Raw genomic sequence first — 7,714 nt, forward strand, 5'->3', positions numbered from 1 at the left:
GAGCCGCTACTTGCTGGCGCTCGAAGCGACCGGCTCGACGGCGGATGCCGAGGCCTGGCCGATATTCGAGCGGCTGTTTGAGGAGCATGGCCTGCCGGACCGGTTCCGAAGCGACAATGGCCCGCCCTTCGCGTCGGCCGGTGTCACCGGGCTGACACCGCTTGCGGTGCGCTTCATCAAACTCGGCATCGCCCTGGAGCGGATCGCGCCCGGCAAACCCCAGCAGAACGGGCGCCACGAGCGCTTTCATCTGACCCTGTTGCCGCTGGCCGAGGCACCGGAGGCCGACAGAACGGCCCAGGGCCAGGCCTTCGAGGCCTTCCGGCACAGCTACAATGAAGAACGTCCCCATGAGGCGCTCGGCATGGACACTCCAGCCCAGCATTACAGATCCTCCCGGCGCGCCATGCCGACGATGCTGCCCGAGCCTGATTATCCAGCCGAGGCCGCGGTCCGTCATGTACGCCACAATGGCGAGATCAGGTGGAACGGCGGCTTCGTCTATGTCTCGCAGGCATTGGCTGGTGAAGCTGTCGCGGCCGCCCAGACCGAGGATGGTCAATGGGCTCTTTCGTTCCATGCCCACCAGCTCGGCATCATCGACACAAGGCGTATGACGCTTGTCCGCTGCAGCGCCGCGCCAACCAATCCGCTTGGCGCTGCAGCGGACTCATAGGGGGAGAACTGTTACCTATGTATCCGGTCCATTCTGTTACCCATCTATCGGCTGGACATGCCAGCTGAAATTCCGCGTCTACCAATCGCTCAGCTTGGTGTCGGGCGTGTAGTCGTGGCCCTCGACATCCTTCACCACGGCCTGACCGCAGCGCATCGACTTGGTCTTCTTGTCATAGGCGTAGGTCGGCGAGCCGAACAGGTGCCAGCCCTTGTTCAGCGCCGCCGTCACCTTGTGGCAGAAGCTGGAATCGTCGGGAGCGGACAGGAAGCGGTAGAGTTTCATGGTTCGTCTCTGTGGTGGGTGATTTCGTTTAGGACCATCATGCGCCGATGGCGGCGGCCTTCGCCAGCAGTTTCTCGGCCTGGGCGAGATGCAGCCGCTCGACCATCTTGCCATCGAGCGCGATGACGCCCTTGCCGGCATTTTCGGGAAGCCCGAAGGCCGCCTTCACCGCGCGCGCCTGCGCAAGAGCCTCGGGCGCCGGCGCGAAGGCGCGGTTCGCCGCCTCGATCTGCGCCGGATGGATCAGCGACTTGCCGTCGAAGCCCATGGCGGCTGCTTCCACGCATTCACGGGCAAAGCCATCGGCATCGCGAAAATCATTGAAGACGCCGTCGAGCACATCGAGACCGCCGGCACGCGCGGCCAGCACCAGCTGCATCAGCCAGGGCATGAGATAGCGCCGGTCCGGCGTTGCCAGGACGCCGGTCTCCTTGACCAGATCGTTCGTTCCGGCAACGAAACAAGTAAACCGCGAGGCCGGGTCGCGGCCGAGTTCGGCAAGCGCGCCGATGTTGAGCAGGGCCTTCGGCGTCTCCACCATCGCCCATAGTTTCACCGTGTCCGGCGCGAAATTATCGTCGAGCAGGTCGCCGGCCTCCAGCACCTCGCGCGGCGTGACGACCTTGGACAAAAGGATGCCGTCGGCCTCGCCTTTCGCCGCCGCCAGCACGTCGTCGATGCCCCATTCGGTTCCCAGCGCGTTGACGCGCACGATCATCTCGCAGCGCCGGTTTGGACGTTCGGTCAGGATGCCCGCCAGTTTTTCGCGGACCGCGACCTTATCGGCGGGCGGCACGGCGTCTTCCAGGTCGATGATCACGGCATCGCAGGCAAGCGTCGCGAGCTTGGCCAGCGCCCTGTCATTGGAGGCCGGGATGTAGAGCACCGAACGGCGCGGGCGGTAGGTTTGCATCCGGGATCTATGCCGCCTGTGGACAATGGAGGCAAGCCGTGCAGCGCAGCCAATCGTCGGAAGTCGGCGCCGCCCCTCATCGCCCTGCCGGGCACTTCTCCCCGTATAGTGACGGGGAGAAGGGGCTGGCCGCGGCCCCAGCACGCTTCCTGCGACGCGGGTGATTGGCGAAGATCCGCGTGACGACGTCCTTCTCCCCGTGAACGGGGAGAAGATGGCGGCAGGCAGGTGAGGGGCGGCGCCAACGTTCTGAAAGGGCGCGGGGCCAGCGCAATTTGAAGTGATTGGCCTGCACGAAACCTGCACGCAATTGCGGAAAACCTCCTCCAATCCGCCCCGCTCTCTCCTCGCCTGCTTGCGAGACAGGCCGCATGCAGACACGCGAAAATCCCCGTTGGTCCCTGCCTTACCGGCTGCGCAGCGATGGCTGGTGGCTCGCCCCGAAGTCGCGGCCGACCGCGACGCTGTTGCCATTCGTCCCTAGATCGCCGCCGCGCCACGCCCCGGCCAAAGCGAGGAAAACCCGCTCATGACACATCTCCTCGCGCCGGCGCCGAGCTACTGCCGGCGCTTCGGCGTCGCCGTCCTGCTGGTCGCGCTGGCGGACTTTTTCTTCTATGGCCAGCCGGCCGGCATCACGTGGTTCCTGTTCGGCATCGCGCTCGCCGCCGCGGTTGCGGCCCTCAATCCCCTGTCCCTCGCCTCCAACGACCGCTGGCTCTGGATCAGGCCGGCCGCCCTGCTCTGCGCGCTGCTGCCGCTGGTCGAGAATGTCAGTCCGCTCTCGGTCTCGGTCGCGCTGGCGGCAATGGCGGTGTTCGCGCTTTCGCTCGCCGGGCGGCTGCGCTCCAGCGTTGCCCGCATCGCCAGGCAGCTCTTGGCCTTCGTCATCGCCGCGCCGTTCCGCTTCGTGGGCGACTTCCTGCGCTGGCGCAAGGCGGCGCGGCGCCATGGCCGGCGGCGCATCCGGCTGGCGGCGATCGCCGTATGGGCGATGCCGCTCGGCCTCGGCCTCGTCTTCCTCGCCTTGTTCGGCGCCGCCAATCCGGTCATCGAATACTGGTTCTCGCTGATCGACCTTTTTGCACTCCTCAACCTGATCCAGCTGCCGCGGCTGATCTTCTGGCTCGCCGTGCTCGCCGGCGTCTGGGCCTTCCTGCGCCCGCGCCTGCCGCGCTTCCTCCGCCGTCTGCCTCGGCCGGCGCGGCCTGTTCGCGTCGAACCGGCGGCGCCGGCAAGGACGGCAATCGAGGACGTTCTCTTCGGCAAGGCGGCGATCCTGCGCGCGCTGGTCGTGTTCAACCTCCTGTTCGCGATGCAGACCGGGCTCGACGCCACCTATCTGTGGGGCGGAGTGGCGCTGCCGGACGGGCTGACCTACGCGGCTTACGCGCATCGCGGCGCCTATCCGCTGATCGTCACCGCGCTGCTTGCCGCCGGCTTCGTGCTGGCGGCGCTGAGGCCGGGCAGCGAAACCTCCGGGGATCCGCTGATCCGCCGGCTGGTCTACGCCTGGGTGGCGCAGAACATCATGCTGGTCATCTCCTCGATGCTGAGGCTCGACCTCTATATCGGCATCTATGCGCTGACCTATCTGCGCATTGCCGCCTTCGTCTGGATGGGGCTGGTGGCGGCGGGGCTGGCGCTGATCATCGCCCGCATCGCGCTCGGAAAATCCAGCGAATGGCTGCTCTCCGCCAATCTTCTGACGTTATCGGCGACGCTTTATGCGTGCTGCTACGTCAACTTCGCAGCAACGATCGCCAACTACAATGTCGACCATTCCTACGAGATGACCGGGCAAGGCGTTCCGCTGGACACGCAGTATCTGCGCTCGCTCGGCCCGGGCGCGTTGCCAGCGCTCGACCGGTTCCTCGCGCACCAGGCGAACGGGCCCGCTACCGATGAGCCCTGCCGGCGCGACCTCGCCATCGCGCACGCCGGGGACGAGGCCGCTTACCGCGCCGAACAGAAAAACTGGCGCGCCTGGAGCTTTCGCGACTGGCGGCTCATCCGCACTCTCGACAAAAGAGGCCCGCTCGTGGTTCCTCAGCCTTCGCAACCTTCCGTGCCGGGCCGCTGATCGATGCCGCATCAAATCCTCGTCGCCGATGACGATCCGCATATCCGCGAGATCATCTGCTTCGCGCTGGAAAAGGCCGGCATGAAGACGCAAGGCGTCGCCGACGGCGCGGCCGCCCTGCAGGCGGTCGAGCGCCGCGCGCCCGACCTCGTCGTGCTCGACATCGGCATGCCGGAGATGGACGGGCTGGAAGTGTGCCGGCGGCTGAGGCAGACATCCGATGTGCCGGTGCTGTTCCTGTCGGCGCGGGATGAAGAGATCGACCGCATCCTCGGGCTGGAAATGGGCGGCGACGACTATGTGACAAAGCCGTTCAGCCCGCGCGAACTGGTCGCCCGCGTCAACGTCATCCTGCGCCGCGCCCGCCCGGTTGCGGCCGAGACCGACGAGCGGCAGTTCGCGCATGGTCGGCTGGTGCTGACGCCGTCCAGCCACGGCGCCAGCTTCGACGGCCAGCCGCTGGCGCTGACCTCGATCGAATTCTCGATCCTGAAAGGATTCCTCGCGCGCCCCGCGCATGTGCTTGCCCGCGAGGCGGTGATGGCCAATGCCTATGCCGCCAACATCCATGTCTCGGAGCGCACCGTCGACAGCCATATCCGCAACATCCGCGCCAAGCTGGCGGCGGCCGGCTGCACGGACGCGATCGAGACGGTACACGGCGTCGGCTTCCGGCTCGGCCGATGCGGCGGCTGAATTCCCAGGACTGGACAGGCAAGAAATGGCGGCCGCGCCTGGCCACGGTGGTGGTCGCCATCCTGATCGTGGTGATGGCGCTGCCGCTGGTCGGCCTGTTCTTCTTCCGCCTCTATGAGAACCAGCTGATCCGCCAGACCGAGGCGGAACTGATCGCGCAAGGCGCGGTGCTGGCCGCCATCTATGCCGAGGATGTGCGCGCGGCGGGGATCGCGCCGGACAAGCTTGGCGCGCCGGTGGCAATCGACGCCCAGCGGAGCGCCAGCACGAACGAGCCGTACCAGCCGCTCGAGCCGCGCCTCGACCTTGCCTCCGACACTGTGCTGCCGACGCGGCCCGCCCCGGTCGCGGCAATCGCCGATCCGGCCTTCGCGGCAATCGGCGCGGGGCTTTCCGGCATCCTCGCGGAAACGCAGAAGACGACGCTGGCCGGCTTCCGGCTGCTCGATCCAAGAGGCGTGGTCATCGCCGGGCGCGAGGAGATCGGGCAGTCGCTGGCCGATGTCGCGGAGGTGCGCGCAGCACTTGCCGGCCGCTATGCCAGCGCGCTCCGGCTGAGGATCCCCAACCAGCCGGCGCCGCCGCTCTATTCGGTCAGCCGCGGCACCAGGGTGCGGGTCTTCGTCGCCATGCCGGTCGCGGTCGAAGGCCGGATCGCCGGCGTGGTCTACCTGTCGCGGACGCCGAACAACATCGTCAAGCATCTCTATGGCGAGCGCGGCAAGGTGACGCTCGCGGCGATCGCGATTGTCGGCGGCACGCTGCTGATCGGGCTGGTCTTCCTGCGCACGGTCAGCCGGCCGATCTACGGGCTGATCGAGCGCACCCAGCGCATCGCCGCCGGCGACCGCGAAGCGATGAAACCGCTCGACCATCACGGCACGCGCGAGATGGCCGAGCTGTCCGCCGCCTTCCTCGACATGGCGCAAAAACTGCAGGCGCGGTCCGACAGCATCCAGACTTTCGCCACCCATGTCTCGCACGAGCTCAAATCGCCGCTGACGGCGATCCAGGGCGCGGCGGAACTGCTGCGCGATTCCGGCGAGGCGATGGACGAGGCCGAGCGGAAGCGGTTTTCCAACAATATCGTCACCGACGCCGGGCGGCTCAATCTGCTGGTGCGCCGCCTGCTCGAGCTGGCGCGCGTCGAAAACCTCGCGCCCAGCGGCGAAAGCACGTCGCTCGATGCGGCGCTGGCGCTGCTGCCCGCGGACATCCGGCTGACGGTCCGCGTCGAGGCCGGCGGCGGGACCGGCCTGCGCATCTCGGCCGAGAACGCGGCGATCGTGCTGGCCAATCTGATCGACAATTCGGCGCGGCATGGCGCCAGCCTGGTCTCGATCTCCGCCACGAGCGCGGCGGAACGGGCGACCATCCTGGTCAGCGATGACGGCGCCGGCATTTCGCCGAGCAACCGCGGCAAGGTGTTCGAGCCGTTCTTCACCACGCGGCGTGAGACCGGCGGCACCGGCATGGGCCTGGGCATCGTGCTGGCCCTCCTGAAAGCGCATGATGGCACGATCAGGCTGGTTGACAGCGAGCGCGGCACGCGCTTCGAGATCAGCCTGCCGGTGGCGTGAAGGATGCCACTGGGCGGATCGGAGAAGAAAGTGCGCTACGACATCGTCATCATCGGCGGGGCCATCGTCGGGTCCTCGGTCGCTTACTATCTGCGCGAGGAAGGGTTTTCCGGCTCGATCGCGCTGGTCGAGCGCGACCCGCAATTTTCCCATGCGGCGACGACGCTTTCCATGGCCTCGATCCGCCAGCAGTTCTCCATTCCCGAAAACATCCGCCTGTCGCAATTCACGCTGAAACTGTTCCGGCGGCTGAAGGAGACTTTTGGCGCCGATGCCGATATCGGTTTCCGCGAGGGCGGCTATCTCATCCTGGCCGGCGAGGCCGGGCTGCCGATCCTGAAGGCCAATCATGCGGCGCAGATCGCCGAGGGCGCCGACATTCTGCTGGAGGACGCCGAGCAGCTGACGCGCCGCTTCCCCTGGATGTCGGCCGAAGGCATTTCCGCCGGCGCCTATGGCCGCAGCGGCGAGGGCTGGTTCGACGCGCATGCGATGCTGATGCTGTTCCGCAAGGCGCTGCGCGACAAGAAGATCGACTTCATCACCGCCGATGTCACCGGCATCGCGCGGCAGGGCGACCGCGTCACCGGCGTGAGCTTCGACAATGGCGAGACGCTGGAAGCGGGCATCGTCGTCAACGCTGCCGGCCCGAATGCCGGAAAGGTCGCGGCTTTTGCCGGGCTCGTGCTGCCGGTCGAGCCGCGCAAGCGCAACGTCTTCGTCTTCGAGGCGCGCGAGAAATATGCCGACATGCCGCTGCTGGTCGATCCCAGCGGCATCTATGTGCGGCCCGAAGGCTCGGTCTACCTCACCGGCGGCGCCGAACCGGAGGAAGGCGATCATGCTCCCGATCCTGCGGATTTCGACGTCAACTGGCCGCTGTTCGAGGAGGTGATCTGGCCGACGCTGGCGACCCGCATCCCCGCCTTCGAGGCGATCAAGCCGACGCGCGCCTGGGTCGGTCATTACGACTACAACACGCTCGACCAGAACGCGGTGATCGGGCCGCATCCGGAGGTCGAGAACTTCCTCTTCGCCAACGGTTTTTCCGGCCACGGCTTGCAGCAGGCGCCGGCCGTCGGCAAGGCGCTCTCCGAGCTGATCGTGCATGGCGGCTACCGAACGGTGGATTGCTCTGCGTTCGGGTACAGCCGGGTGGCCGAAGGGCGGGCGTTCCGGGAGTTGAATGTGATTTAGTGTTGAAGTTTCTCTTCGACGCTGGCGGGACAGCGCCCCCCTCTGTCCTGCCGGACATCTCCCCCACATGGGGGGAGATTAGATGTCATGCCGCCTTTCGCTAGTTTCCAACGTTGCACGATGAGCGAGGCGCTGGAGCTGCCAATCTCCCCCCCTCGTGGGCAGGGGAATCGCATATGGCTTTTTGGGACTTGAAGTTGGGCTGAGAAGGGATTCTGTGAGCAGGCAGTCTTAACGAGGGAGAGACTGCCATTTCGAGCCTTGAAAGCTATTTCGGCGCCGTG

At 66.6% G+C, this 7,714-nt stretch carries 7 protein-coding genes; 5 read left to right on the forward strand and 2 right to left on the reverse strand.

From position 1 onward, the window contains the following. A partial coding sequence (locus EN846_RS33365) for an integrase core domain-containing protein (protein WP_135914102.1) occupies positions 1-676 on the forward strand: 676 nt, incomplete at its 5' end. A gap of 78 nt (positions 677-754) precedes the next feature. On the opposite strand, the gene EN846_RS33370 is transcribed toward EN846_RS33365, so the two are convergent. Then, complete coding sequence (locus EN846_RS33370) at positions 755-961, reverse strand: DUF1737 domain-containing protein (RefSeq protein ID WP_127286464.1); 207 nt, start codon at positions 959-961, stop codon at positions 755-757. 37 nt (positions 962-998) lie between these two features. Further along, complete coding sequence (locus EN846_RS33375; protein ID WP_127394169.1) at positions 999-1,874, reverse strand: CoA ester lyase; 876 nt, start codon at positions 1,872-1,874, stop codon at positions 999-1,001. A 529-nt stretch (positions 1,875-2,403) separates the two neighbouring features. Here EN846_RS33375 and EN846_RS33385 point away from each other — a divergent pair. Genes EN846_RS33385 through EN846_RS33400 form a run of 4 tightly spaced genes read left to right on the forward strand, consistent with a single transcriptional unit; the run spans position 2,404 to position 7,430 of the window. Continuing rightward, on the forward strand, positions 2,404-3,957 hold the full coding sequence (locus EN846_RS33385; RefSeq protein WP_128275112.1) for a DUF4173 domain-containing protein: 1,554 nt from the start codon (positions 2,404-2,406) through the stop codon (positions 3,955-3,957). A 3-nt stretch (positions 3,958-3,960) separates the two neighbouring features. Further along, a complete protein-coding gene (locus tag EN846_RS33390; RefSeq protein WP_127394300.1) occupies positions 3,961-4,653 on the forward strand; it encodes a response regulator transcription factor in 693 nt (230 codons plus the stop codon). Beyond that, positions 4,641-6,233 carry an ATP-binding protein gene (locus EN846_RS33395; RefSeq protein ID WP_128346716.1) on the forward strand — a complete coding sequence of 531 codons (1,593 nt, stop codon included), beginning with the start codon at positions 4,641-4,643 and terminating at the stop codon, positions 6,231-6,233. The genes EN846_RS33390 and EN846_RS33395 overlap by 13 nt, the downstream gene beginning before the upstream one ends. Before the next feature lie 30 nt (positions 6,234-6,263). Beyond that, entirely contained in the window at positions 6,264-7,430 is a 1,167-nt protein-coding gene (locus EN846_RS33400; RefSeq protein WP_127394143.1) for an FAD-binding oxidoreductase, read from the forward strand. Positions 7,431-7,714 lie beyond the last annotated feature (284 nt).

It is taken from the genome of Mesorhizobium sp. M4B.F.Ca.ET.203.01.1.1 (assembly GCF_004791025.1).
GTDB classification, from domain to species: Bacteria; Pseudomonadota; Alphaproteobacteria; order Rhizobiales; family Rhizobiaceae; genus Mesorhizobium; species Mesorhizobium abyssinicae.